Raw genomic sequence first — 26,725 nt, forward strand, 5'->3', positions numbered from 1 at the left:
TAAGTGCCTGAGAGACGAGCGCCGAGAGCGGCATCAAACAGGGACACCGAACCATGAAAATATTATAGTTTGAAAGCGATAAGACAGCAAATATTCCGCGTCAAATCAATAAACTAACTAGACTGAAGTTAAAAAAGAGCAGTCAAAAGAGCTAAAACAAACAATTCAAAACGGAGAGTTTGATCCTGGCTCAGGATGAACGCTGGCGGTATGCTTAACACATGCAAGTCGAACGGTCTCTTAGGAGATAGTGGCGGACGGGTGAGTAACGCGTGAGAATCTGCAATCAGGTCGGGGACAACCACTGGAAACGGTGGCTAATACCGGATATGCCGAGAGGTGAAAGGCTTGCTGCCTGAAGGTGAGCTCGCGTCTGATTAGCTAGTAGGTGTGGTAAAGGCGCACCTAGGCGACGATCAGTAGCTGGTCTGAGAGGATGATCAGCCACACTGGGACTGAGACACGGCCCAGACTCCTACGGGAGGCAGCAGTGGGGAATTTTCCGCAATGGGCGAAAGCCTGACGGAGCAATACCGCGTGAGGGAGGAAGGCTCTTGGGTTGTAAACCTCTTTTCTCAGGGAAGAAAAAAATGACGGTACCTGAGGAATAAGCATCGGCTAACTCCGTGCCAGCAGCCGCGGTAATACGGAGGATGCAAGCGTTATCCGGAATGATTGGGCGTAAAGGGTCCGCAGGTGGCTATGTAAGTCTGCTGTTAAAGAATGAGGCTTAACCTCATCAGAGCGGTGGAAACTACACAGCTAGAGTGCGTTCGGGGTAGAGGGAATTCCTGGTGTAGCGGTGAAATGCGTAGATATCAGGAAGAACACCAGTGGCGAAAGCGCTCTACTAGGCCGCAACTGACACTGAGGGACGAAAGCTAGGGGAGCGAATGGGATTAGATACCCCAGTAGTCCTAGCCGTAAACGATGGATACTAGGCGTGGCTTGTATCGACCCGAGCCGTGCCGGAGCTAACGCGTTAAGTATCCCGCCTGGGGAGTACGCACGCAAGTGTGAAACTCAAAGGAATTGACGGGGGCCCGCACAAGCGGTGGAGTATGTGGTTTAATTCGATGCAACGCGAAGAACCTTACCAAGACTTGACATGTCGCGAATCCTGCCGAAAGGTGGGAGTGCCTTCGGGAGCGCGAACACAGGTGGTGCATGGCTGTCGTCAGCTCGTGTCGTGAGATGTTGGGTTAAGTCCCGCAACGAGCGCAACCCTCGTTTTTAGTTGCCAGCATGAAGATGGGCACTCTAGAGAGACTGCCGGTGACAAACCGGAGGAAGGTGGGGATGACGTCAAGTCAGCATGCCCCTTACGTCTTGGGCTACACACGTACTACAATGCTACGGACAAAGGGCGGCGACACAGCGATGTGAAGCAAATCTCATAAACCGTAGCTCAGTTCAGATCGCAGGCTGCAACTCGCCTGCGTGAAGTAGGAATCGCTAGTAATTGCAGGTCAGCATACTGCAGTGAATTCGTTCCCGGGCCTTGTACACACCGCCCGTCACACCATGGAAGCTGGTCACGCCCGAAGTCGTTACCCCAACTTTTAGGAGAGGGGGACGCCGAAGGTAGGACTGGTGACTGGGGTGAAGTCGTAACAAGGTAGCCGTACCGGAAGGTGTGGCTGGATCACCTCCTTTTAGGGAGACCTATACCCCTCAGATATCGAACACACAAAGTAAATAGATACTGAGATGGTCATTCCTAGGTCGGTCGCGAAAATTTGCGGTTAGCTTTCAAACTATAGGTTGGGTTCGGATAATGGGCTATTAGCTCAGGTGGTTAGAGCGCACCCCTGATAAGGGTGAGGTCCCTGGTTCGAGTCCAGGATGGCCCACCTGAAAATAATCAGTAATCAAAAGTGTGTCAATAGTAGTTAAATATGAATGACAAACCAAAGATTACAAGTTGTTAGATGGGGGTTTAGCTCAGTTGGTAGAGCGCCTGCTTTGCAAGCAGGATGTCAGCGGTTCGAGTCCGCTAATCTCCACCTTGTGTAAAAACGACAACGCAAGAATGTCTTTTAGGTCAAAAAGTCCAGGAAAAATATAAATGTCATCGTACTGATTACCAAAGTATGATATAATAATAATTCCGGAAAAATTCAGCAATTGATTGTACCCACAATCGAACTGCTGGAATTATATCCAGCCAGAACCTTGAAAACTGCATAGTAACGCGAAAAAAAGCAGGCAGACACAGACAATCAAAAGAAAGTGTTTGCAGTGGAAAAACCAATGTAAAGTGGTCAAGCTAATAAGGGCTAACGGTGGATACCTAGGCACACAGAGGCGAAGAAGGACGTGGTTACCGACGATATGCTCCGGGGAGTTGGAAGCAAACTAAGAGCCGGAGATTTCCGAATGGGGCAACCCTAAAGACTACCTGCTGAATATATAGGCAGGAAAGAGCCAACCCAGCGAACTGAAACATCTTAGTAGCTGGAGGAAAAGAAATCAAAAGAGATTCCCTGAGTAGTGGTGAGCGAAAGGGGAGGAGCCTAAACCAAGGGATATATCCCTTGGGGTAGTGGGACAGCGATATCGAATCTGGCGGTTAGACGAAGCAGCTAAATACTGCACCAAAGAAGGTGAAAGTCCTGTAGTCGAAAACTCAAGGATAGTAGCTGAATCCCGAGTAGCATGGGGCACGAGGAATCCCATGTGAATCAGCGAGGACCATCTCGTAAGGCTAAATACTACTGTGTGACCGATAGTGAACCAGTACCGCGAGGGAAAGGTGAAAAGAACCCCGGAAGGGGAGTGAAATAGAACATGAAACCGTTAGCCTACAAGCAGTGGAAGTCCGATTAAACGGATGACCGCGTGCCTGTTGAAGAATGAGCCGGCGACTTATAGGCACTGGTAGGTTAAAGCGAAAATGCTGGAGCCAAAGGGAAACCGAGTCTGAAAAGGGCGCATAGATCAGTGTTTATAGACCCGAACCCTGGTGATCTAACCATGGCCAGGATGAAGCTTGGGTAACACCAAGTGGAGGTCCGAACCGACTGATGTTGAAAAATCAGCGGATGAGCTGTGGTTAGGGGTGAAATGCCAATCGAACCAGGAGCTAGCTGGTTCTCCCCGAAATGTGTTGAGGCGCAGCGGTAATGAATATATCTGGGGGGTAAAGCACTGTTTCGGTGCGGGCTGGGAGACCGGTACCAAATCGAGACAAACTCAGAATACCCAGAGCACACATTGCCAGTGAGACAGTGGGGGATAAGCTTCATTGTCAAGAGGGAAACAGCCCAGACCACCAGCTAAGGTCCCCAAATCATCACTAAGTGAGAAAGGAGGTGAGATTGCATAGACAACTAGGAGGTTTGCCTAGAAGCAGCCACCCTTGAAAGAGTGCGTAATAGCTCACTAGTCAAGCGATCTTGCGCCGAAAATGAACGGGGCTAAGTGATGTACCGAAGCTGTGGGATTAAGCAATTAATCGGTAGGGGAGCGTTCCGTCATAGGTAGAAGCAGTAGCGGCGAGCAGCTGTGGACGAAACGGAAGTGAGAATGTCGGCTTGAGTAGCGAAAACATTGGTGAGAATCCAATGCCCCGAAACCCTAAGGGTTCCTCCGGCAGGTTCGTCCGCGGAGGGTTAGTCGGGACCTAAGGCGAGGTCGAAAGGCGTAGTCGATGGACACAGGGTGAATAATCCCTGACTAAGATGTGGGAGCATTGCCAGGGACGCATGAAAGATAGCCATACCCTAATTGGTTTGGGAGGGGTTTACGAACTCCGCATGGTGAAGGAAAGTGCCAAGAAAAGCTGGTAATGTGATGAAAGCATCTTACCCGTACCCGAAACCGACACAGGTAGGGAGGTTGAGAATACCAAGGGGCGCGAGATAACTCTCTCTAAGGAACTCGGCAAAATGGCCCCGTAACTTCGGAAGAAGGGGTGCCCACGAGAGTGGGTCGCAGTGAAGAGATCCAGGCGACTGTTTACCAAAAACACAGGTCTCCGCTAACTCGAAAGAGGACGTATGGGGGCTGACGCCTGCCCAGTGCCGGAAGGTTAAGGAAGTCGGTCAGGGGTTCGCCCTGAAGCTGACGACCGAAGCCCCGGTGAACGGCGGCCGTAACTATAACGGTCCTAAGGTAGCGAAATTCCTTGTCGGGTAAGTTCCGACCCGCACGAAAGGCGTAACGATCTGGATGGTGTCTCAGAGAGAGACTCGGCGAAATAGGAATGTCTGTGAAGATACGGACTGCCTGCACCTGGACAGAAAGACCCTATGAAGCTTTACTGTAGCCTGGAATTGTGTTCGGGCTTGGCTTGCGCAGGATAGGTGGGAAGCACAGAAGTACCCCTTGTGGGGGGTATGGAGCTAACGGTGAGATACCACTCTGGCGAAGCTAGAATTCTAACCTAGCACCCTCAGCGGGTGTAGGAACAGTTTCAGGTGGGCAGTTTGACTGGGGCGGTCGCCTCCTAAAAGGTAACGGAGGCGCGCAAAGGTTCTCTCAGCACGCTTGGAAACCGTGCGGCGAGTGTAAAGGCATAAAGAGAGCTTGACTGCAAGAGTGACAACTCAAGCAGGGACGAAAGTCGGCCTTAGTGATCCGACGGCACAGAATGGAATGGCCGTCGCTCAACGGATAAAAGTTACTCTAGGGATAACAGGCTGATCTCCCCCAAGAGTCCACATCGACGGGGAGGTTTGGCACCTCGATGTCGGCTCATCGCAACCTGGGGCGGAAGTACGTCCCAAGGGTTGGGCTGTTCGCCCATTAAAGCGGTACGTGAGCTGGGTTCAGAACGTCGTGAGACAGTTCGGTCCATATCCGGTGCAGGCGTAAGAGCATTGAGAGGAGCCTTCCTTAGTACGAGAGGACCGGGAAGGACGCACCGCTGGTGTACCAGTTATTCCACCAGGAGTAGACGCTGGGTAGCTAAGTGCGGAGCGGATAACCGCTGAAAGCATCTAAGTGGGAAGCCCACCTCAAGATGAGTGCTCTCACTACTTAAGTAGGTAAGGTCACGGGCAGAACACCCGTTTATAGGCTCTAAGTGGAAGTACAGTAATGTATGTAGCTGAGGAGTCCTAACAGACCGAGGGCTTGACCTCATTACTCTGGTTTTCGCGTTACTTGCAGTCTTCAGGGTCCTGTGACTCAACAATCTTTCCTGGTGTCTATGGCGCGGTGGAACCACACTGATCCCTTCCCGAACTCAGAGGTGAAACGCTGCAGCGGCCACGATAGTTGAGGGGTAGCCCTCCGCAAAAATAGCTCGATGCCAGGTTTATTTTTATACAAAAGACTCCTATCTAAGGGGTCTTTTGTTTTATGCGAATAATATTCAGATAACCGACTTCTACAAAAATTCGGTTATCTCAGTTCAGTATTGTGGAGATTTTGAGGATTGTTACCAAATTAAGCATTGCCTGTTCTGATAGGAAATCTGACTAATTTAAATTAATCACTACAGCTAAAGGTGCTACGCATTCATCCCATCTACCTGTCGGCGTCTGTCTGTACGGCAGACAGGGCGACTAAAAGCCAGCTTGGGTTGATCACCAAAATGCAATCGCTTTTCTTCCTCATCTAGTTTCAGATGATCCCCCGACTGAAGTCCGGGGGATTTAGTCATGTGTTTAAATTGACGGTAGATAATCTTGGCTTACCTGAAATTAACTACTCATTTCTAACATTCGTTGAATGGGTTCCCACGCCGCCATACGTATCTCTTCTGCCATGGTAATTTCAGGTGTGCGGTTTTTCATCGCCCAGTACAATTTTTCTAAGGTATTTAAGCGCATAAAGGGACACTCATTACAACTACAATTATTTATCGGTGGAGCAGCAATAAACTGTTTGTGGGGGGCTAGTTTTTGCATTTGGTGAATGATTCCCGGCTCTGTAGCAACAATAAATTTATTACTGGGACTATGTTGACAATATTTCAGTAAAGAGGCTGTAGAGCCAATAAAACTGGCATGGCGTAATAGATTAGTCTCACATTCTGGGTGGGCGATCACTTCTGCTTGTGGATGTGTAATTTTCAACTGCACAATTTTCTTTTCAGAAAATGTTTCATGAACAATACAGCTGCCTTCCCATAACAACAAGTCTCTTCCCGTTTGTTCCATGACATACCGTCCCAGATTCCGATCCGGGGCAAAAATAATCGGCTGTGTCGCTGGTATTTGTTGCACAATTTTGACAGCATTGGAACTGGTGCAGATAATGTCGCTCATGGCTTTAATGTCAGCAGAGCAATTGATGTATGAAACTACCAGATGATCTGGATGTGCTGCTTTAAAGGCTGCAAAAGCTTTTGGTGGACAACTGTCTGCTAAAGAACAACCAGCATTTAAATCTGGTAAAAGCACCAACTTATCAGGATTAAGTATCTTTGCTGTCTCCGCCATAAAGTGAACACCAGCAAAGACGATCACATCTGCATTTGTCTGGGCTGCAGCCTTGGCTAATTGTAAGGAATCGCCAATAAAGTCGGCGATATCCTGAATATCCGGTTCTTGATAGTAATGAGCCAGGATCACGGCATTGAGATCCTTTTTAAGACTCTCAATAGCACTAAATAAGTCTAGTGGTAGTTCACCCGGTTGGGTTTTGTCTTGTTGAGGTAGTGCGGTGGTAAACACAGTTAGGAGTTGCCTTAAGTTCCACATTTTTGTTCTGTGGATTCAATTATAGTAGTTTTTACCAAAAATAGTAGGGGTGGATATCCCTTCGGTTCTGTGCAAATCCGGCGGAGTTTCATATGCTGGATATAGAGGGCAAGGAAAGTGGCATGACCAGTCAGAAAACCAAATCAATAACCCTAAAAATTGCTGTAGTTGGAGATGTTCACGACCAATGGGAAGTAGAAGATGGCATTGCACTCAAGTATCTAGGTGTTGACTTAGTGCTGTTTGTGGGCGATTTTGGTAATGAATCGGTGGATGTGGTCAAAGCGATCGCCTCCCTGGACATTCCCAAAGCAGCAGTGATGGGAAACCATGATGCCTGGTATACTGCCACGGAATGGGGACGGCGCAAATGTCCTTATGACCGTTCTCAGTCAGATTGGGTACAAGAACAACTCGATTTATTAGGGCCAGTCCACGTAGGTTACAGTAAACTCGATTTTACTACCTGGAATTTAACTGTGGTGGGAGGTCGTCCTTTTACCTGGGGTGGATCAGAGTGGAAATTTGCGGACATCGTGCAACAACGCTATGGTGTAACAAGTATGGAGGAATCCACCGCCCTGATCGCCAAAGCCGCAAAAAGCGCTGCCCATGACACAATTATTTTTCTGGGTCACAATGGTCCGAGTGGTTTAGGCGATCGCCCTGAAGATCCCTGCGGTAAGGACTGGCATCCCATCGGCGGTGACTTTGGCGATCCAGACCTTGCCGCCGCAATTTCTCAAACTCTCAACGCTGGTAAACGCATTCCCCTAGTGACCTTTGGTCATATGCACCGCACCCTCAGACATACGAAAAAACAGCAGCGCAAAGCTGTATTTAAAAGTCCAGAGGGAACCATTTACTTAAACGCAGCAAATGTACCCAGGATTTTGGATGATCAAGGGCAAAGGCTGCGTAATTTTTCCATTGTCTCCCTAGAAGCAGGAGAGGTGTCCCAAGTCTCCTTAGTGTGGGTAGGCTATGATTTCCAGGTGACCACAGAGGAAATTTTGTATAGCCGATAGGGGAACTGGTTAGAGATATTTGCCTTCAGTAGTGCAATCTGTGTACATGATGAGATATAGTATTATCTGTCGGCTTGTAAATATTCGGCAAAAGCGCTATAATGCTATACTGTCGTGTATTTATGATAGGCTCGACAGTTTTATTGGAGAGGTGGCAGAGTGGTCGATTGCGTCCGACTTGAAATCGGATGAGGCTAAAACCTCCGGGAGTTCGAATCTCCCCCTCTCCGTTGAAGAATATCCTAAGTATCTTTCAAACATCAAACAGTTGCCAGACTTGGCTCAAGCTGAAAATAGCTAATTTACCTGAAATCTCAGAAATCATCGTTCACGCCAAGACCAAAAGCCCTGAAAATTGGCGTGAAACTGTGCAACTATTCCGCAGATTTGTTACTAGCTCGATTAGCACGCGCTTCGGCTGAAGCCATGACTTCATCAAAATTCTCCAGTATTTCACCGGGGAAATTTTCTAAAATCCGGGTAGAGAGAGCCACGCGACCTTTACCCTCATCTAAGTCAATAATTACAGCTTTAATTGTTTGACCAATTTGAAAGACTTTTTCTAGAGAGTCAATAAATTTTTGGCTGACTTGCTTAATATGTAGTAAGGCACTCAGACCATCTAAATCTACAAATACTCCAAAAGGTTTAATACCAGTAATTTTGCCTTCTACTAGCTGATTGAGTTCTAATAAGCTGAAGCTACTCGAACGAGTCGCCAAACGTTGGGAAAGTATCAGTTTTTTGGTGTCAGGATTAATTTCTAAAAAACTGACAGTCAAACTTTGGCCTTTGAGCATTTCTAGATGATCACGCTCGGCTAAGTGCGATCGCGGAATAAACCCTCTTAAAGAAAGCAGATCAACAGTAACACCTCCTTTATTCACACCCGTGACCCTGACTTGCACCGTTTGACCCCCTTCGTGCATTTCTACGAGTCTTTCCCAGATTTGCCGAATTTCCAGCTGTTTTCGGGAAAGGGTAACTTGACCCTCTGCATCCTGCTCTCGGATAATCAGAAACTCTAGTTCCTCATGCAATGACAGCACTTGCGATAAATCTGTGACTGCTGTCAAAGAAGCCTCATCACGGGGGAGAAAAGCCGATGATTTGCCACCAATATCTACATAGGCTCCATCGGGGTCAAGTTGAAATACCTTCCCACTTACAACTTGTCCCTTTTGAAACTGGTAGTCGTGTACTTCTAGTGCTTTGGCAAAATCGTCCATAGTAAAAGACGAATTGGCTAGTTGAGAAAGTTTCGATTCGGAGTTCATGACGATTAATAAAGATAAATTATTATTTGATGTGATGTCACTGGAGTTTTACTAAACTCCCAACAACTTCCCAGCTAGTAGGAGCGTTAGGTAATTATGGCATGATTATTTGGTAGGTAAAACAACCAAAATAGTTTGAATAGTCTCCAATCGGGAAACCTCCCCCTTGCTTTTCTCTCTAGCCTCCTAACACCCTACCAAAAAGTTGTTTGACCTGCTCCCAAGCATCAGCCGCGGCTTGAGGATTATAGCTGGCGCGATGGTTACAGAAAAATCCGTGGTCAGATCCATCGTAGCGAAACACACGATGAGAAATTTTATATTTTTCTAATTGTGCGGCAATTTTATCCACCTGTGCCGCAGGGATGCTGGCATCTTCCATGCCAAAGAAGGTATATATTGTGCCTTGAATATCTGGGGTACGGGTGATGGTGGGATGGCCACCCCCTGGGGTGCGAGTAGTAATACCAGCACCGTAGAAGGAAGCAGTAGCTTTGATATCTGCTAGGCTAGCAGCAAGATAAGCTACATGACCACCAAAACAAAAGCCAATACAGCCAAAACTATCGGGTTTCACGTGGGGTAGGGTTTTAAGATAGTCAATGGCTGATTGAATATCACGCAATAACTCTGATGCTTGAGTCTGTGTCCAAGCATATTTTCTGCCAATTTCGATATCTTCTGGGGTATAGCCTGTTTCAAAATCAGGGGCTTGACGTTGAAAAAGTGCTGGGGCGATCGCTACATATCCTTGTTGAGCAATTCGTTCTGTAACTTCCCGAATGTGAACATTGACACCAAAAATCTCTTGTAACACCACAACACCGGGATAAGAACCAGGTGCTTGTGGCTGTGCTAAATAAGCAGATATTTGCAGATTATCTTGGGAAATTTTCACCTTCGCTGTCTGTATAATTTTTTCTGGCATAAAACTTTTCTTTGTGTTGTGTAATCAGGTATTTGATGATTTGATATCACTATGCCAGTAAATATAGCTCTTTGGAAAATTATCAATTAGCAAACACTCTGGGGGAAAAAATTTTTTCTGTGAACAAAATAAAACCGTATATAAAATAGCTAATACTAATCAATACACTTATTTAGTTAGCTTTACTAATATCAATAGGTTTGGTCATGATTAAATTCCGTATTCAGCCAGACAGTGAAATACCCGCTTCCAATCAGCTATTTAATCAAATTCAGTTTGCCATCGCCTCCCGACAATATCCACCCGGATACAAATTGCCAAGTACAAGAGCGTTAGCAATGCAAACTGGTTTACACCGTAATACCATTAGCAAGGTTTACCGTCAGTTGGAAGAGAACGGTTTTGTAGAAAGTATAGCCGGTTCGGGAATTTATGTACGAAGTCAAGGTCATGAATACGGTAGCAAGCTGCAATACCCATTCATCAGAAAAGAAACTGAAGATGGGTATAAACTAGTGCAAAAAGCAGTGGATGAGATGTTATCTCAAGGCTATTCACTACATGAAGCCCGGGAAATATTTTTAGGTGAAATTGATTGGCGCTTAAGTTGTAGCGCCCAAGTATTGGTTGCAGTTCCCTCTCATGATACAGGTGCCGGGGAACTGATGGTGTATGAATTAGAAATATCTCTCAACAGACCTGTACAATTAGTAGCCATAGAAGAATTAACCGCAGTGTTAGATAAAACTACTTCGGCTACAGTCGTGACAAATCGTTATTTTATCAGCGATGTAGAGGCGATCTCCGCCCCGAAAGGCGTGCGTGTGATTCCCCTGGATATCTACGACTACAGCAAAGAACTGGAACTACTCAAAAGCTTACCAAAGGAGAATTGTGTAGGTATAGTGAGTCTGAGTTCCGGGATTGTTCGTGCTGCACAAGCAATTCTTCATGGTTTACGAGGCGATGAACTATTAATCATGACTTCCCAGCCAAAAGATGCTTATCAAATCAGAGCCATTGTCAAGCGGGCGGAAGTAATTATCACCGACCAAGCCAGTTTCCCCACTGTACAGGCCGCACTACAAGCATCACTAGAAGAGATCATTCGTCCACCCAAACTGATTAAAGTGGAAAATTACATTGGGACTGCATCGGTTAATTTGTTAAAACGTGAACTGGGACTTTAGCCACGTAGGTTTTCCAATCTGAAATTTATCTGATGTTTATCTATGTTTATACCTGACTCAGCCGCAAAAACTCTTGCACTTGTTGTAAGTAAGTTGAAGCATCTTCCAACATAGGAAAATGGGATGTATTAGGAATAATAGTAAACTTAATCTTGTCACTGCCCGATGCGGCCTGACGACCCATTTCCGCGGGAATAATCTGGTCATACTCACCAGCCACTAGCAAAATTGGTACTTGCACCTTGGCAAATTCCCGAGGCATTAACTCCGCCTGAGCTTTACTAACTGAAGTATAAATTGTTCCCAATGCTGCATCATAGTCCGCTTGGAGAAAATCTTGCAAAAAAGCCTGACGTTCAGAACTAGCAATGGGTCTGTGCAAGAATCTAGCCATGAATATTCTGTCAACTAAAGGTATTTTACTTAGCCACTTAGGACGGAATTTGACTACATAACTACCAAACTTATGAAAAGTCGTAAAGGCCTTTTCGTCGTACTGAAAAATGCCGCTACAGGTTAATATACCTTGTTCTACTCGTTGGGGATAGCGGTTAATAAACAATGTTGCAATAGATGCACCCATGGAATGAGAGTTAATATAAACCTGCCGGACTTGCAACTCATCTAGTAAAATTGCTAAATCCTCGGCATATTCTTCTAACTCATAGGTTAACTCTTTAACTGCTAATGTTTTTTTTGGGTTTGACTCGGAGGTTACAACAGATTCCCTGACTGTGGCTATGTTAGGTTTTCCTCGAGAACGACCAAAACCACGCAAATCGTAGAGTAAACAATCAAATCGGTCTGCTAGAGCATCAGCCGTACTTTTCCAGTACCTCGCTGATCCCCCCCAACCATGAATAAAAACCATTACTGGCTTTACCAAGGAACCAGATGGTTTTTTCACCCACTCATAGTAATGCTCAACACCACGAACACAAATATAAGCCATTTGTTCACAATCAAAAATCAAAAATCAAAAATCAAAAATCAAAAGTCAAAAGCCAATGACCAATAACCAATGACCAATGACCAATGACTAATGATAACTAAGCTGATTCTGGCTTAGGTAGGGAAGAGGGATGTACGATTAATTCAGCTGTTGAGCGCTTCTCTACCATTTCCTTAGTAATCATGCACCGAGTGACATCCTGACGGGACGGTAATTCATACATGACATCAAGCATTAGTTCTTCCACAATACCGCGCAAGGCTCTAGCTCCGGTTTTTCTGCGGTAGGCTTCTTGAGCGATCGCCCGCAAAGCATCCTGTTTAAAATCTAACTGGACATTATCCATGTTGAGCAGCTTTTGGTACTGTTTCACCAAAGCACTGCGTGGTTGGGTGAGAATTTCCATCAGCGCCTCTTCATCCAAAGGATCTACCACAGCCACCATTGGTACTCGTCCAATAAATTCGGGAATCATACCAAACTTAACTAAGTCATCGGGTTCGAGATGGCGCAGAGTATCAGCGGCCCGCTTTTCTTTGGACTGACTGTCTCCCGGTTGTACAAAACCCATTGACTTTTTACCCACTCTTTGCTCTACTACCTTCTCTAAACCCACGAAGGCACCCCCACAAACAAAGAGAATATTGCTCGTATCAATCTGGATACAATCTTGATAAGGATGCTTACGACCTCCTTGAGGTGGCACATTGGCGATAGTTCCCTCTAACATTTTCAGCAAAGCTTGCTGGACGCCTTCACCGGAAACATCCCGTGTAATCGAAGGATTTTCACTCTTGCGAGCTACTTTATCTATTTCATCAATGTAAATAATTCCCCGCTGGGCTTCTTCCACATCCAAATCTGCCACTTGTAACAGTCGCAGCAGGATATTTTCTACATCTTCACCCACATAACCTGCTTCTGTGAGTGTCGTGGCATCAGCCACAGCAAAGGGGACATCCAAGATTGTGGCTAAGGTTTGAGCCAAGAGGGTTTTACCACAACCAGTCGGACCGATTAACAAAATATTAGACTTTTGCAGTTCTACAGCATCGTCTGCGCCATTTTTACCTTTCGATTGAATGACTGCTAGCCGCTTGTAGTGGTTATACACTGCAACTGACAAAACTTTTTTGGCCTCGTCTTGACCGATCACATGTTCGTCTAGATATTTTTTAATTTCTCTAGGTTTGGGAATTTGGTTCAATGAGAGATTAGAAGAGCGGGCACGACGTTTTGGAGGTGTTTCTGACCTTGGTGCTGGTTGTGACGCAGCTGTATTCGTGTCCAGTAGCTCTTCATCCAGGATTTCATTACACAAGTCAACGCATTCATCGCAGATGTAGACTCCCGGACCTGCGATTAATTTACGAACCTGCTCTTGCGACTTGCCACAGAACGAACATTTTAAATGGGAGTCGTACTTAGACATACCAGCCTCTTATTTCAGAATGGTGACGTTTTCCCCGGCAGTGGGAATATTTTGTCTGGAGATGACTTGATCAATCAAACCGTAGTTTTTGGCTTCTTCTGCCGACATAAAAAAGTCGCGTTCGGTATCTGCCTCAAGTCTTTCTAGGGGTTGACCAGTATGATGACTGAGTAACTGATTCAACTTAGCCTTCACATAAAGAATTTCTCGCGCTTGAATCTCAATATCAATGGCTTGACCTTGAGCGCCACCCAGTGGTTGGTGAATCATGATGCGAGAGTCAGGTAAAGACATACGTTTACCAGCAGAACCTGCTGCCAACAGGAAAGCCCCCATGCTTGCGGCTAATCCAAAACATATAGTAACAACATCCGGGCGGATTTGCTGTATTGTATCATAAATTGCCATACCCGCGTAGACAGAACCTCCGGGGGAATTGATATACAACTGAATATCTTTTTCTGAATCTTCGGCGTCTAAAAACAGCAATTGAGCAACAATGGAATTAGCCACAGCATCATCTATGGGAGTACCCAAGAAGATAATTCGCTCTCGCAGCAAGCGGGAGTAAATATCAAAAGCACGTTCTCCCATGCCAGACTGTTCTACCACCATCGGTACAATGTTGCTGGGTTGGCTCAAGTGAGAGCTAATTTTGATTGTGCTTAAACTATGGATGGGATGATTTCCCGATTGGGATAGAAGCATATGAGAACAATTGAGAATTAAGTTAGGAGGGGTTTTCTAGCAGTTATTACTGCCTTGTGAACTGATGCAGTTTTATTTGCGCTATTTGTTAACCATTATGCCTTATATATATAGCTGTGGGTAAACACCGCAGCCACGCTAATATTCCGACAATATTGTCCTGACATTTGGTTTGGTGAAGTGATTAATCACGCTCCCACAAGGAAGTACCGAGCCAGAAAAATTGTTACTCAGCACTTTCTTGTATAGACAGTATAAATCTTGTCTCCAGAACAATTATATTGATTCTGTACTAGGGGAGATGCTTTGTTCCTCAGACTGATCTACAGGTGTCTCTGAATCGCCGGAAATTTTCGCAGGGGAACTCAGAGATCCTTCAGGAAGAAGTTCAACTGATGAGTGTTCTAGAAGCCAATCGACTATTTTTTCAGTTAACAGTTCGTTTTCCACTACTGAGCGCATTCTTTGGGCGTCAACCTCTTGGTCTGCGTACTGTTCCATGATTTCAGCGACTCTAGTTTCCACTTCTTCTGGCGTCACCTCGATAGATTCACGTTTAGCGACTTCAAGTAATCCCAAAGACTGTTTCAGGCGTTCAATGGCCTCATCACGAGATCGCTCCCGTAATTGGGGAATGATTTCTTGGGTAAACAGTTGTCTTACATCTAATCCTTGCTGAGAAAGCCGCATTGCTGTTTGTGTGAGCATCGCGTCTATTTCTTTGTCAATCAAGGTTTGTGGTAAGTCAACCTCCACGTACTTGAGCATTTCTGCCAACAAAGCTTGCTGCTGGTTCGATTTGGTTTTTTCCTCAGCCTCTTTTTGATATCGTGCTTCTAAAGAAGCACGCAGCTCATCCAATGTTTCAAATTCACTAACTTCCTGAGCGAAGTCATCGTTTAATTCTGGTAGTTCTTTTTCCTTGAGTTCTTTAAGTGTAACTGTGAAAATTGCTGCTTTTCCAGCTAAATCTTCGTTAGCGTAAGGATCTGGGAACTGAGCGGAAATTTCTCTGGTTTCTCCCGGATTCATCCCCACCATCCCTGATACAAAGCCGGGGATAAATTTATCTTCTTGTAATTCCAGTTGAAAACCTGTGGCTTGAGCACCGGGAATTGGCGTTGGTTCGGCTGTTTCGTCTTCGCCTTCACCTTTAGCCAGCACACCTTGAAAATCCACGACAGCGACATCACCAATTTCAGCCGCACGTCCTTCCACAGGAATCAGGGTCGCCAGCTGTTCTCTTTCCTTCTCCAGGACTTCATCAACTCGACTAGGTTGGTATTTGATTTCCTCGGCTTTAGCTGTTAAACCAGTATACTGTACCAGATTAACTTCTGGTTCTACATCTACAGCCGCTAAAAAGGTCAGGGGTTGTCCGGGTTCATAATTACTAATCAATTCCTCAAAGGAACTCCGTAGTTGTGGTTGTCCAATTGCCAGTATTTCTTCTTGTTTGAGTGCTTTTTCCACTCCATCTTGAACTATTTCTTCCAGCGCCGCTGCTTTAATGCGATTTATACCCAACCGTTGTAGCAATATTGGCCGTGGGACTTTACCTTTACGAAACCCAGGAATACTTGTACTACTGGCTAAGTTTTTAATCACCAGTTCGTAAGTTTGCTTGGTAATTTCTGGCGTAATCTCGATTTCCAAACCGATTTGGCTGGCGGGAAGTTTTTCCTGGGTAACTTTCATGTTTCTTCTGTGTATTTATTTCTGATTTTTTTTGTTTCCCAGCAGGCACTTGATGCGATTGACCGCGTCTGTGGGTTGATTGCTCTTCTTGCCCTGGGAATGGGAGGAACCCACAAGTGACTCAAAATCCCATAATATTATTATATGGATGAGTGTTTTCAGTAGATATTCAGTTTACCGGTGATGGCAAAGGACTTGACAATTTATTGCCGTAGCTTTAAATATGGAAACTTGTAGTTCTACAAGGACTTGAACAGTTCTTTTTTTCTGAAATACGGTCATATGTGCTTCTCAAGTTGTATCATCTGCTAGCAATGCTTCTACTGTTGGGTCGGTCTACCTTGTGGGTCTGAAAGTGACTTTTACCTAAACAGAAAGCTACACTTTTAACTTTACGGGTTGCAGTCCATCTGGATCATAGTACATCCATCGTGATTCACAACCTACTTAACTATCTAGAGAGTCGTTGAGTTTCCAACTTTGAGAATTACACTATGCTCAAGTGTAGATACTCCTTTTTTTTACTGGATATCACTCTGTTGTATAATAGTATTATATAATTTAATTTTCCGGATAACTGGAGGAGTGGAGGGGCAATACTAGTTAAATTAAATATGTCTAACTTAATGTAAGCTAGAAAATAAATGCTCTTTTTTGCGAAAAATCCCATAGAATTAAACAAATTATTCAAAATCGGCCATCGCTATTTAGAAACATAAGTATAAAATGTCATCTGTTGGAAAAAGAACAATTAAAATGAGGAAAAGGAGAAAGCCAATTTGTCAAAATCCTATCGTGTAGCTATTTTGGGAGCCACCGGTGCTGTCGGCACAGAGTTGCTAGAATTACTAGAAAGCCGTAACTTTCCAGTAAGGGAGTTGAAGTTATTAGCATCGGAGCGTAGTGTAGGGCGATCGCTGCGGTTTAAAGGTGAGGATTTACCAGTAGAATTGGTAAGCGATCGCACCTTGGAAAATCTGGACTTAGTTCTAGCCAGTGCTGGGGGTTCTACATCCAAAACTTGGGCAGCAGTGGCTGTGGAAAAAGGTGCGGTAGTAATAGATAATTCCAGCGCCTTTCGGATGAACCCGGAAATTCCCTTGGTAGTACCAGAGGTGAATCCCCTAGCGGCTGCTAACCACAAAGGTATTATCGCCAACCCCAACTGCACAACAATCTTGATGTCAGTGGCAATTTGGCCTCTGCATCAAATTAGCCCTATCAAACGGATTGTAGTCTCAACCTATCAATCAGCAAGCGGCGCAGGTGCCAAAGCCATGGCAGAAGTCAAAACCCAAGCTAGTGCTATCCTACAAGGACAGCAACCAGTGACGGAAGTTTTGCCTTACCCATTAGCCTTTAATTTATTCCCACATAACTCAGCTTTAAACAACTTGGGTTACTGTGAGGAAGAAATGAAAATGGTCAACGAAACCCGGAAAATTTTTAACGATCCAAAAATTAGAATTACTGCTACTTGTATTCGGGTTCCAGTACTACGGGCCCATTCTGAAGCAATTAATTTAGAATTTGAAAACCCATTTAGTCCAGATACAGCCAGGAAAATTTTAAGTCGCTCTCCTGGAGTAAAATTAGTCGAAGATTGGGAAAGGAATTACTTTCCTATGCCTATGGAAGCAACATATCAGGACGAAGTTCTAGTAGGGAGAATTCGTCAGGATATTTCTCACCCATGCGGCTTGGAACTTTGGCTTTCCGGTGACCAAATCCGTAAAGGAGCGGCGTTGAATGCAGTCCAAATTGCCGAATTATTAGTAGAAAAAAATCTACTAAAACCTGAAAAAACCTACGTTTCTACTGAAAAATAATAGGCAATGGAATCTCAAATATTTGTGGGTATAAAAATCAACCTGATTCAATTACCCTTGCTTGAGCAATAGGTTATGAAAATAGAGAACCACCAAAAGATAAAAAAGTCAAAGGCTAATTAGGAGTGAAACAGGGTGGGAGAATTTGGCAGAGTTTTAACCGCTATGATTACGCCGTTCAAAACAGACGGTAGTGTCAACTATGATGTAGCTGTAGAACTAGCAGCACATCTAGCTAACAACGGTACAGATACATTGGTAGTATGTGGGACAACAGGTGAATCCCCTACCCTCAGTTGGGAAGAGGAATACCAGTTGTTTGTGGAAGTATTGCAAGCGGTGAGGGGAAAAGCTAAGGTAATAGCGGGATGTGGTTCTAATTCTACAAAAGAAGCGATCGCCGCCACCGAAAAAGCTGCTACAATAGGGGTACATGGTTCATTACAGGTTGTACCTTATTACAACAAACCACCACAATCAGGTCTCTACCAACACTTTCAAGCCATCGCCCACGCCTGTCCAGAACTACCAATACTGTTATATAATGTCCCAGGGCGTACTGGTCAAAACCTAACTCCAGACACCGTTGCTAGATTAGCGGAAATTAATAATATTGTTGGTATAAAAGAAGCTAGTGGCAATTTAGATCAAGCCAGTGAAATCCGGCGCTTGACACCAAAAGAATTTCAGATTTACTCTGGAGATGACTCCTTAACCTTGCCCTTGTTAGCAATCGGGGCTATGGGTGTCGTAAGTGTAGCTTCTCATCTAGTAGGTAATCAACTACAGCAGATGATTCAAGCTTTTAGTGTAGGAAAAATCCCTAGTGCCAACGAAATTCATCTACAGCTATTTCCATTGTTCAAAGCTTTATTTTTAACTACAAATCCCATTCCCATTAAACAAGCATTGAAACTTCAAGGTTGGGATGTCGGTTCAACTCGTTTACCCCTATGTGAAGCTGACCCAGATGTTACTGATAAGTTAAAACTAGTAATGCAAGAACTTGATTTAATTTAGATAGCAACTTGTTGCATGGTTACTAACTTGTGGTTTCTCAAGATGTACATCAACAATGAGAGTGATTTTAACTGGGTTACAACTAAAATTACTCGGCTATAAATCTGGTAGATATATTGATATTCTAGTTGAGTGAGGTATGGGATTAAACTAACCAGAGATGTAAACCTATAGAGGCTGACCTCAGAGTACAGAGATTAGATAAAAGTTATATTATGTCAAATCCTTTTATAAAAGTAATAAATGAACAATCTCAAACAAAATATAGCTGCTTTCAGATAGAAAGCTAGTATTTTCTTTCATAACAAGATTGCCGAATTTGAATTTATTAACTCTGAAAAAAAACAACAACAATCCAAGGAAAATAATGGTAAACAAAGAAACTAAATCTGCCCTCAAAATTATTCCTTTGGGCGGGTTGCATGAGATTGGCAAAAATACCTGCCTTTTTGAGTATGAAGACGAAATTATTCTTTTAGATGCGGGATTAGCCTTTCCAACCAAAGGAATGCTAGGGGTAAATCTTGTGCTACCAGATACGACCTATCTACGGGAGAATCGCCATAAAATTCAAGGTATGATCGTCACCCACGGTCATGAAGACCATATCGGCGGTATTGCCTTCCACCTCAAGCAATTTGATATCCCGGTCATCTATGGCCCAAGGCTGGCAATGGCAATGCTAGAGGGTAAACTAGAAGAAGCAGGGGTACGTGATCGCACCGATTTAAGATCAGTTAAACCCCGGGATGTGGTGCGCATTGGTCAACATTTCTTTGTGGAATATATCCGTAATACCCACTCCATTGCTGACAGCTTTACAGTGGCTATTCATACGCCCCTAGGTGTAGTTATCCACACAGGAGACTTTAAAATCGACCATACACCTGTAGACGGCGAAAACTTTGACTTACAGAGGCTAGCAGAACACGGCGAACAAGGTGTACTTTGCTTACTGAGTGATTCAACTAACGCTGAAGTGCCAGGATATACTCCTTCAGAACGTTCAGTTTATCCCAACCTTGACCGGGAATTTGCTAAAGCTACCGGGCGCTTATTTGTCACTACCTTTGCTTCCAGTGTGCATCGTATCAACATAATTTTGCAGTTGGCGCAGAAGCATCAGCGGGTGGTATCAGTTGTCGGACGTTCCATGCTTAATTTGATTGCTCACGCCCGCAATCTGGGTTACATCAAGTGTGAAGATAGTCTATTCCAGCCTTTGCAAGCAGTACGTAATCTACCCGATGATAAGGTGCTGATTTTAACTACTGGCTCTCAAGGTGAAACCATGGCAGCCATGACCCGCATTGCTAACAAAGAACACTCCCAAATCAAAATTCGCCCAGGGGACACAGTAATATTCTCTGCTAACCCGATTCCTGGTAATACTATCGCCGTGGTCAACACCATCGATAAATTGATGATTCAAGGGGCAAAGGTGGTATATGGAAGGGACAAGGGTATTCACGTTTCTGGTCACGCCTGTCAAGAAGAACAAAAACTGATGATTGCCTTAACTCGTCCCAAGTTCTTTGTACCATTTCACGGTGAACATAGAATGCTGGTTAAGCACGCGGAAACTGCTCAGAGCATGGGTATTCCTGCGGATAACATGGTAATTATTCAAAATGGCAACATTGTAGAATTAACACAAGATTCTATCCGTGTAGCGGGTACAGTCAGATGTGGTATCGAACTTGTGGATACTACAAGTTCTGGTATGGTCAGCGCTCAAGTTCTCCAAGAGCGACAGCGGATGTCAGAAGAAGGTATTGTCACTATCGCTGCGGCCATTGATTGGAATGGCAAACTTTTGGCTAAACCAGAAACTCATCTGCGCGGTGTCGTGACTAGTGTAGAGCGATCGCTTGTGCAAAAATGGGTACAACAGCGCATTGAAGAAATGCTCAGTGTGCGTTGGTCAGAATTTGCCGATGTTCGTGAAGGGGAAAGACCCGAAGTGGACTGGGGTGGATTGCAAGGGATGCTAGAGCGAGAGTTGCAACGCTCTATCCGTAGAGAACTACAATGTCAACCAACAGTAACTTTGTTGATGCAAATTCCCGAAGAACCACCTGTCAAGGCTGCTGATGGTAGAAGACGGCGGACTCGCCCCACAGCCCAGGTAGCATCCTAATCATCGCGCTGCACCAGGGTTGAAGATTTGATAACCCCTGACTTTGACGAGTCGGGGGTTTTTTGCTTCTTCTTCACTAATGATAATAAATCTTAATTATTTTCCGGAACTATTAGTTATTGCTTTCAAGAAGCTAATCATGTTTAATCTAGTGATTAATTACAATTAGTTTCACTTATCTAGTGAAACTATTGCAATAACTTGTCAACGTTCTCTGACATTTTCGTACAAAAAAGGGCAAGCGCCAACTTACCCCAAAATTAATTAATCTCATTTCCCAGTATGCAAAGTAATCTGATTTTTTTCAACAGTATTTTGTTGATATTTTTTTTCGTATCCACTGGTACTGCAAAAACTCCACAAGCATCAGCTAGTGAAATTCCTCTCCTGAGTGAAATAGAATCACTTCAAACTCAGTCTGAGTTATTGACTCCAGACACGTCAAATCTGACAAGCGAGGAAAATAGAGAACCTGATATTGAATTGGATGTAATAACTAGTCCATTGGTGAATTTCATTCAAGAACGCCAAAATTCACCCACAGGTGTAATTATCCTTGACCAGCGAGAAATACAAAGGTTTAACTACAGAACAATTGGGGAAGTTTTGCGCCGTCAACCGGGTGTAGTGTTGAGCGGACCACCAGGAGAAGATAAAGATGTACGGCTTTTAGGTTTTCCCACTACCAAATGTTAAGGTGATCAACAAGCCTAGAGGACTACGGGTCAGACTTAATAGCACCCAGAGCGATCGCACAAAAAAACCTCCATAAAATAGGTTGGCGTTCACTACCATCATGCTTAACAAAAACACAATAGTTTTGGCATCAATGGCCAGCCATGCTTCCTGTAAACTCAACGCCCCGAGTCCAACCAAAAAACTAGACCCCACTAAAGCAATCGTGGCCCGGTTCATCCGTACACCAGGGATGTAACCTAATGCTAAACCCAGGTAAGTTAGCCCCAACACTGCATAAATTGCCAATTTCTGCACAATCACATTCCGTTCCCAGTTATCACTTAAGTCATTCTATGGAGCGGATCGGACAAAAGTACTATTTTGGTTTACCAAAGATATTCCCAGCCTTTTTTATGTTAACTTTTGTAAAAGTTACACTCAACCCTGTCTAATGACAGATGGCTTTATTAAAATTTAAAGTATGTCAGGTTATGAATAAGATTGCATGATCACACTACCGATATAGCGACAATTACGATTAACTTGACGTAGTCATAAGTTCGATTATGACCTGGGTGGCTAGTGTAACGCCCGATTGTGACTTAGTCAGAGAATAATTCCTCCGGCAAAAATCATTGCTACGTTGTATATATTCATCAGTAAGGTGAATAACCTCATTAATATAGAGGATTAACCATGAAGGTATTTGATAATACCACCAAGAAGTTTTTGTTAACAAGCTGGGTATCTTTTAATCAAGGCGATACTAACAAAGCTCCTATAAGTCAGTTACAAGATTTAACTTCCCAGTCTCACCATGATATCCTCCAACCCCTGCGCCAGTGGGTAGATAGTATTCCCGTTAATAATCGCCAAATGGCTCATCGATTGTGTAAAATGATTCCCGCTCAATGTCCCTTTGAGCGCGATGTCAAATTATTTGGTAAAACCCTGTTTCACATTCCACCTATGTGTAAACTCAATCCTTTATACGAGGAAGTCGTGGGTTTACGTTTCCGCGCTATGTGCTACCTTGCTGACGAATGTGGCGAGGATGTGTCGCAATACTGCTAATACTCAGTGCTTTATTACTCAGGTAAAAGTTAAGAGTTGGGAGTTAATCCCTAGTTCCCAACTCTTTTTAATTTTTCTGGTTAATTTTTCTGGGTGCCGCGCCATTTTTTGATGGATTCTTGAGCATCTTCATAAATTGCTGTCATCTCTGGGACTAAAGTAGCGGTTTCAATTGCTGCTTGTATATTACCTTGTTCAGCTCGACTCTTCGCCAGGTCGAAAATTTGTCTACTCCATTGATTCATGGATTTTTGAGCGCGTTCAAATCCCGGTTGACCAGGTGGTACTCTTTTAGCAACTTCAATGGCACGATTATATGATGATGCTTGTCCAGGTGTAATTAAGGCCTGTGCAGCATCTATAACCGTATTATTACTTAGATATTGTTTAGCTTCTAACTGCCATTGCTGAATTGCTAGTTGTGCTTGAGAATAAAGTTCTTGGTCGGGAGCAATTAATTGAGCAGCAGCAATAGCAGTTGTATATTCTTTTTTTTCGGCACGACTCTCTGCTAACTCTAGGATCATGCGACTCCAAACTTGAATATTGTCCTGAGCTTGTTCATAGAGTGGTTCCCCTGGCTGAATTCCCTGAGCAGTGGCGATCGCTTTGCTCAAATCACTGGCTTGGGTTTCTCTCAGAGACATTCTCGATAATTCTGAAAGTGCTTGACTGCGCTTTTTAGACTCAGAATTAGAGGAAATTTGGGCATTAGATGGGGTTTTTTCTCTCGGAGTTAATGGTGGTGTTTCAAAGGCAGAAGAATGATTGTGTTCAACTTTTCCAGTGGCTGGTGATGAAGGTGATATTTCTGTAGTGTCTTGGACTTGTAAATACCTTACCTGATTGCGGAGAATAACTATAGAAATTAAAGCAACTACCAACATGGTACCGCCTCCCCAAAATAAAAACTGTTTCCATAGTGGGGTATCTGTCTGATTCTCGGGTAGTGGCGAGTCATCCCCTTGAGGTACATGAGGAATGAGCCTCTCCCCTGTAGTAATTGGGGTGTTCTCTTGGTTGAGATATTGCTCCTGTTCTGAGCCTGGCACTTGTGATTGTGACAACTTCCCAACATCTGGTATAAAGTTTGGCAAGTTTACTGAGGGGTATTGAGCGCCGAGGGTAGTTTCCACACCCTGGTATTCTCCCCATATAGTCACGTTTTGCCTCTTGGGTAAATTGGGGGGGGTTGTTGCCCCCACAAAAGGCGCTGTTAGGGGTACAGCAAAGCTTTCCCCCGGAAAAATAACTGCTTCTTCGCCATTAACTGGTTCATTGTGGCTTTGGGTCTCAAACTGGGGTAAGATGGGTTTTTGTTCAGGTGGAAATATCGTTACCGGGGTTTGGACAGGTCGCCAATAATGTTGACATAATTCTGGGGTAAGACCACTTAAATAGCTGTGTAGATCAGTTAAGTGAGTAGCATTACCAGAACGCAAAGCCTCTAATAATGCGGCTGTGAAAAACCCATGACCGAGTTCGCCACTTTCATGGGAGAATTCATCGCATTGGCAAGAAAGAATGGCGGCAATTTGTAGCTCTTGAGCCAGTTCCATGGTTTCTAGTCCCACGGGACTATTTGCTTGAGTACCAAAAGCACGATTGAAATCCAGCAGCAGCACTGTATTAATTTCAGCCAATTGCAGACTTTGCATCAGCGATCGCAATTCTATCCCAGTTTCTTCCACCAATTCCGGATTTCCTTCCACTGGCATTAGGTAATCTTTGCCCTTGTAACTCACCCCATAACCGCTGAAGAATAACCACAGATGATCTTGTGGTTGCCAACAACCAGCGGTCAAATTCTCCAACAACAGCAGAATATTCTGCTTAGTGGGATAGGTGGATATATCCCGAATAGGTGGCGAAGAATCTGTCATCAATAAACAGCGCTGCTGTAGTAACCCTCCTTCTTCAACCAAAAAACTATTTAAGACCTCAGCATCTGCTTGAGCGCAAAGTAAGGGTTGAAAGAACTGATATTGATTGATGCCAATTGTGATCGCCCAGTAATTTGCCATCCCGCCCTTTATAGGTTATTTATTATTTTGTTGCCTAAAATTGCGCTCGGCTTTGCTCAAAAAACAAAGCTAACATAAGTTTTATACTTTTTCGAGAATCTGATCCAGTCACTGAAATATAAGCATTTTTTATCTTAAAAACCCTAATTTATCATATTTAGTGATCACTGAGGGTAATCAGATTATACGCAAGAAGATTGCTCAACCTAGATCATTGATCATCCTCTTGATATTTATTGGCCAAATTGGCAAAAAGTTCCGGATATTTCCCTTAATTATTTAACTGTAAACGGCGATTGATTTGTAAATATTCCCAAAGCAATCGCCCTAATCGGAATTTTCCCATTTTAAACGGCCCTATAAAAGTCAAGTTTATAGCTTAGAATAGGGAGGTTGTCAAAAATTGCGAGATTCGCCACTATGGCTGTCCCTAAGAAGAAAACATCCAAATCAAAACGAGATAAGCGTCGAGCCACCTGGAGACATAAAGCTGCTGTTCAAGCCCAAAAGGCTCTTTCTCTGGGTAAGTCAATTTTGTCTGGACGTTCTACCTTTGTCTATCCCACCACTGAAGAAGAGGAAGCGGAATCATAATTTTCCGGAACAGCCAGGGTTTAGATTCATAGGTTACGGTAATGAGCAATTGGGTAAACCCAATTGTCATTACTGGTAGTCTTCAATATAAGGTCTAGCCCAAAATTCGTTTTAAGGCAGATAATTTGCCTTTGTAGGGAGCATATCGCCAGTTTAGATCTAACCAAAAGGAATTTTTTAACACACTTTTGTCATGAGAAAAGGTGTCAAAACTGGATTTTCCATGATAGCTACCAATCCCACTGTCACCTACACCACCAAAGGGTAAAGATGACACACCTACTTGCATTACTGTGTCGTTTATACACACTCCACCCGATGAGGTTGCCTGTAAAACTTGTTTTTGCAGGGTCTGATTCTGAGTAAATATATATAAAGCTAAGGGTTTGGGGCGGGAGTTAATTAAGGCGATCGCTTCTGTAATATCTGTATATTCAATCATAGGCAGGATAGGGCCAAATATTTCTTCTTCCATGACTGGATCTGTTAAACAAACATGATCAATTAAGGTAGGAGCGATATAGAGGTCCTCAGCTTTGGTTTCTCCCCCTATGATAATTTGCCCATCCTTAATGAGATTAGCCAACCTTTCAAATTGCTTTTGACTAACAATTCTAGCATAGTCTGGACTATTTGCCGGATTATCTCCATAAAATTCTTTGAGGCATTTTTTCAGACCATCTACTAAATCTTGTTTGATTTTTTGATGAACTAACAGATAATCAGGTGCAATACAAGTTTGTCCTGCATTGATAAATTTTCCCCAAATTATGCGTTTAACGGTATGTTCAAGATTAATATCAGTATCTACAATACAGGGACTTTTACCGCCTAATTCTAAAGTAACTGGCGTGAGATGTTGAGCTGCGGCGGACATGATAATTTTGCCAACTTTTGTCCCACCAGTGAAAAAGATATGATCAAACTTTTCTGCTAGGAGTTTTTCACTGGTTTCTATACCTCCTTCTACTACGGCGATATACTCTGACCGAAAATATTTACCAATGATTTCAGCTAATAAATTAGAAGTATGGGGCGCAATTTCTGAAGGCTTGATAATAGCACAATTACCCGCTGCGATCGCACCCACTAAAGGAGAAATAATTAGCTGTAAAGGATAGTTCCAAGGACCGATAATTAAAACAACCCCTAGGGGTTCTGGATAAATTTTAGCCGAGTAGGTAAAGAACTTCCAGGGAACTGGTGCTTTTTTCGGTTTAGTCCAACTCTTGAGATGTTTGATAGCGTAATCTATTTCACTGACTACACCAATTTCTGTAGCATAAGTTTCAAATTCCGGTTTATGTAAGTCTGCTTTTAGTGCTTGAATGATTGCTTGTTCATTCTCAAGTATTGCTTGTTTAAGAATTTTCAGTTGTTCTAGGCGAAAACTAATATCTTTTGTTTTACCAGTTTGAAAAAATTCCCGTTGTTTATAGAGCATCTGGGGAATATTGAGTAAATTTTCCGTTAACATATTTTTAACTATTTGTCCAGGTA

At 43.8% G+C, this 26,725-nt stretch carries 18 protein-coding genes, 3 tRNA genes, 3 rRNA genes and 1 pseudogene; 14 read left to right on the top strand and 11 right to left on the bottom strand.

Annotation, left to right across the window (positions count from 1 at the left end; all coding sequences use genetic code 11):
- Window positions 1-167: 167 nt before the first annotated feature.
- The 5 genes from IM676_RS08655 to rrf all read left to right on the top strand — a co-directional run bounded on the left by IM676_RS08655 (window position 168) and on the right by rrf (window position 5,263).
- A 16S ribosomal RNA gene (locus IM676_RS08655) occupies window positions 168-1,656 on the top strand.
- Window positions 1,657-1,779: 123 nt separating this feature from the next.
- Window positions 1,780-1,853: transfer RNA gene (locus IM676_RS08660), tRNA-Ile, on the top strand.
- An 80-nt stretch (window positions 1,854-1,933) separates the two neighbouring features.
- Window positions 1,934-2,006: transfer RNA gene (locus tag IM676_RS08665), tRNA-Ala, on the top strand.
- A 256-nt stretch (window positions 2,007-2,262) separates the two neighbouring features.
- Window positions 2,263-5,087 (top strand): 23S ribosomal RNA (locus tag IM676_RS08670).
- A gap of 58 nt (window positions 5,088-5,145) precedes the next feature.
- Window positions 5,146-5,263 (top strand): 5S ribosomal RNA (rrf, locus tag IM676_RS08675).
- The 16S, 23S and 5S rRNA genes sit together here with 2 tRNA genes alongside, the layout of an rRNA operon.
- A gap of 195 nt (window positions 5,264-5,458) precedes the next feature.
- Here the strand turns inward: rrf and IM676_RS08680 are convergent.
- Together IM676_RS08680 and nadA are read right to left on the bottom strand one after the other, a co-directional pair.
- A complete protein-coding gene (locus IM676_RS08680) occupies window positions 5,459-5,611 on the bottom strand; it encodes a hypothetical protein (protein ID WP_200989813.1) in 153 nt (50 codons plus the stop codon).
- A 40-nt stretch (window positions 5,612-5,651) separates the two neighbouring features.
- Window positions 5,652-6,626 (bottom strand): quinolinate synthase NadA, encoded by a 975-nt coding sequence (gene nadA, locus IM676_RS08685; protein WP_200990135.1) that lies wholly within the window; start codon window positions 6,624-6,626, stop codon window positions 5,652-5,654.
- Between the two features lie 149 nt (window positions 6,627-6,775).
- Here nadA and IM676_RS08690 point away from each other — a divergent pair, with 149 nt between their 5' ends.
- The gene (locus IM676_RS08690; RefSeq protein WP_200990136.1) at window positions 6,776-7,681 is read left to right on the top strand and encodes a TIGR04168 family protein; all 906 of its coding nucleotides are present in this window, start codon (window positions 6,776-6,778) and stop codon (window positions 7,679-7,681) included.
- Between the two features lie 145 nt (window positions 7,682-7,826).
- Window positions 7,827-7,911, top strand: a tRNA-Ser gene (locus IM676_RS08695).
- A 144-nt stretch (window positions 7,912-8,055) separates the two neighbouring features.
- Here IM676_RS08695 and IM676_RS08700 read toward each other — a convergent pair.
- Both IM676_RS08700 and IM676_RS08705 read right to left on the bottom strand, forming a co-directional pair.
- The gene (locus IM676_RS08700) at window positions 8,056-8,958 is read right to left on the bottom strand and encodes a S1 RNA-binding domain-containing protein (RefSeq protein ID WP_200989814.1); all 903 of its coding nucleotides are present in this window, start codon (window positions 8,956-8,958) and stop codon (window positions 8,056-8,058) included.
- Between the two features lie 178 nt (window positions 8,959-9,136).
- Window positions 9,137-9,886, bottom strand: coding sequence for a dienelactone hydrolase family protein (locus IM676_RS08705; protein ID WP_200989815.1), 750 nt, complete (start codon window positions 9,884-9,886; stop codon window positions 9,137-9,139).
- 206 nt (window positions 9,887-10,092) lie between these two features.
- Between IM676_RS08705 and IM676_RS08710 the strand changes: the two genes are divergently transcribed.
- Window positions 10,093-11,076 (top strand): GntR family transcriptional regulator, encoded by a 984-nt coding sequence (locus IM676_RS08710; RefSeq protein ID WP_200989816.1) that lies wholly within the window; start codon window positions 10,093-10,095, stop codon window positions 11,074-11,076.
- A gap of 46 nt (window positions 11,077-11,122) precedes the next feature.
- Here the strand turns inward: IM676_RS08710 and IM676_RS08715 are convergent, their stop codons facing one another.
- From IM676_RS08715 to tig, 4 genes are all read right to left on the bottom strand, one after another.
- Window positions 11,123-12,028, bottom strand: a complete 906-nt coding sequence (locus IM676_RS08715) for an alpha/beta fold hydrolase (RefSeq protein ID WP_200989817.1) — start codon at window positions 12,026-12,028, stop codon at window positions 11,123-11,125.
- Window positions 12,029-12,125: 97 nt separating this feature from the next.
- Entirely contained in the window at window positions 12,126-13,460 is a 1,335-nt protein-coding gene (clpX, locus tag IM676_RS08720) for an ATP-dependent protease ATP-binding subunit ClpX (RefSeq protein ID WP_200989818.1), read from the bottom strand.
- A gap of 9 nt (window positions 13,461-13,469) precedes the next feature.
- Window positions 13,470-14,168: an ATP-dependent Clp endopeptidase proteolytic subunit ClpP gene (clpP, locus tag IM676_RS08725; RefSeq protein ID WP_200989819.1), complete on the bottom strand. Its 699-nt coding sequence runs from the start codon at window positions 14,166-14,168 to the stop codon at window positions 13,470-13,472.
- Between the two features lie 276 nt (window positions 14,169-14,444).
- A complete protein-coding gene (tig, locus tag IM676_RS08730) occupies window positions 14,445-15,866 on the bottom strand; it encodes a trigger factor (protein ID WP_200989820.1) in 1,422 nt (473 codons plus the stop codon).
- 779 nt (window positions 15,867-16,645) lie between these two features.
- Between tig and IM676_RS08735 the strand changes: the two genes are divergently transcribed.
- The 4 genes from IM676_RS08735 to IM676_RS08750 all read left to right on the top strand — a co-directional run bounded on the left by IM676_RS08735 (window position 16,646) and on the right by IM676_RS08750 (window position 21,551).
- Complete coding sequence (locus tag IM676_RS08735) at window positions 16,646-17,695, top strand: aspartate-semialdehyde dehydrogenase (protein ID WP_200989821.1); 1,050 nt, start codon at window positions 16,646-16,648, stop codon at window positions 17,693-17,695.
- Between the two features lie 135 nt (window positions 17,696-17,830).
- Window positions 17,831-18,715: a 4-hydroxy-tetrahydrodipicolinate synthase gene (gene dapA, locus IM676_RS08740; RefSeq protein WP_200989822.1), complete on the top strand. Its 885-nt coding sequence runs from the start codon at window positions 17,831-17,833 to the stop codon at window positions 18,713-18,715.
- Window positions 18,716-19,082: 367 nt separating this feature from the next.
- Window positions 19,083-20,855, top strand: coding sequence for a ribonuclease J (locus tag IM676_RS08745; RefSeq protein WP_200989823.1), 1,773 nt, complete (start codon window positions 19,083-19,085; stop codon window positions 20,853-20,855).
- Window positions 20,856-21,137: 282 nt separating this feature from the next.
- The gene (locus IM676_RS08750; RefSeq protein WP_200989824.1) at window positions 21,138-21,551 is read left to right on the top strand and encodes a TonB-dependent receptor plug domain-containing protein; all 414 of its coding nucleotides are present in this window, start codon (window positions 21,138-21,140) and stop codon (window positions 21,549-21,551) included.
- Here the strand turns inward: IM676_RS08750 and IM676_RS08755 are convergent.
- A pseudogene (locus IM676_RS08755) lies at window positions 21,534-21,854 on the bottom strand (anion transporter); the annotation flags it as partial. The gene IM676_RS08750 and the pseudogene IM676_RS08755 sit on opposite strands and share 18 nt — an antisense overlap.
- 375 nt (window positions 21,855-22,229) lie before the next feature.
- Here IM676_RS08755 and IM676_RS08760 point away from each other — a divergent pair.
- A complete protein-coding gene (locus IM676_RS08760) occupies window positions 22,230-22,607 on the top strand; it encodes a Mo-dependent nitrogenase C-terminal domain-containing protein (RefSeq protein ID WP_200989825.1) in 378 nt (125 codons plus the stop codon).
- A gap of 80 nt (window positions 22,608-22,687) precedes the next feature.
- Here IM676_RS08760 and IM676_RS08765 read toward each other — a convergent pair whose 3' ends face one another.
- Window positions 22,688-24,631 (bottom strand): caspase family protein, encoded by a 1,944-nt coding sequence (locus IM676_RS08765; protein ID WP_200989826.1) that lies wholly within the window; start codon window positions 24,629-24,631, stop codon window positions 22,688-22,690.
- Between the two features lie 420 nt (window positions 24,632-25,051).
- Here IM676_RS08765 and rpmF point away from each other — a divergent pair, with 420 nt between their 5' ends.
- Complete coding sequence (rpmF, locus tag IM676_RS08770; protein ID WP_200989827.1) at window positions 25,052-25,225, top strand: 50S ribosomal protein L32; 174 nt, start codon at window positions 25,052-25,054, stop codon at window positions 25,223-25,225.
- A gap of 94 nt (window positions 25,226-25,319) precedes the next feature.
- Here the strand turns inward: rpmF and IM676_RS08775 are convergent, their stop codons facing one another.
- Window positions 25,320-26,702 (bottom strand): aldehyde dehydrogenase, encoded by a 1,383-nt coding sequence (locus IM676_RS08775; RefSeq protein WP_200989828.1) that lies wholly within the window; start codon window positions 26,700-26,702, stop codon window positions 25,320-25,322.
- Window positions 26,703-26,725: the final 23 nt, after the last annotated feature.

This window comes from Anabaenopsis elenkinii CCIBt3563, from assembly GCF_015245355.1.
GTDB classification, from domain to species: Bacteria; Cyanobacteriota; Cyanobacteriia; order Cyanobacteriales; family Nostocaceae; genus Anabaenopsis; species Anabaenopsis elenkinii.